1 pseudogene is annotated in these 575 nt (G+C 61.9%); it reads left to right on the forward strand.

Annotation, left to right across the window (positions count from 1 at the left end):
• Positions 1-285: pseudogene (locus QJT82_RS45560) on the forward strand (IS110 family transposase); the annotation flags it as partial.
• Positions 286-575 lie beyond the last annotated feature (290 nt).

Consider the following 575-nt stretch of genomic DNA (forward strand, 5'->3'; position numbering starts at 1 on the left):
GGCATCACCAAAACCGGCAACAGCGAGGCTCGGCGCATGCTCATCGAGGCCGCCTGGAGCTATCGATATCCGCCTCGCGTCGCGAAGGAGAAGGCTGAAGTGATCGTCCGTCTTCCAAAGGCGGTCCGGGATATTGCCTGGAAGGCGCAGCTGCGGCTCTGCAAACGATATCGAACGCTGAGCGCTGCTGGAAAGAAGCCAACCATCGTCGTGGCCGCAATCGCGCGGGAGCTCTGCGGCTTTGTATGGGCGATCGGCCGGGAGGTGAAGCCGGTGACAACGTAGTCAAGCTCGCGCCGGCCTGTCTGGCCGGGAGCAGGACACTCGGTCAAGGCAACCCTCGAGAGCCCCATCGGGCCGGCATTCAATCCGACGCCCGCACTAAGTCCGAGGTAGGCCTGCGACGAAAAACGCTCATGCGGTCTCGACCCGCGAATGGAAGATTGATCGACCGTCGCCATCGTCGTTCTGCTCCCGACCTGACAGCATCACCTTGCGATCGTGCTCAACACCGCACCTCTGGTGCGGTGACGGGTGCTTCGCGTCTTTTTCCTTGCAAAAGGACATGGAAGGGG

It is taken from the genome of Bradyrhizobium sp. Mp19, assembly GCF_029952935.1.
Taxonomy (GTDB): Bacteria; Pseudomonadota; Alphaproteobacteria; order Rhizobiales; family Xanthobacteraceae; genus Bradyrhizobium; species Bradyrhizobium elkanii.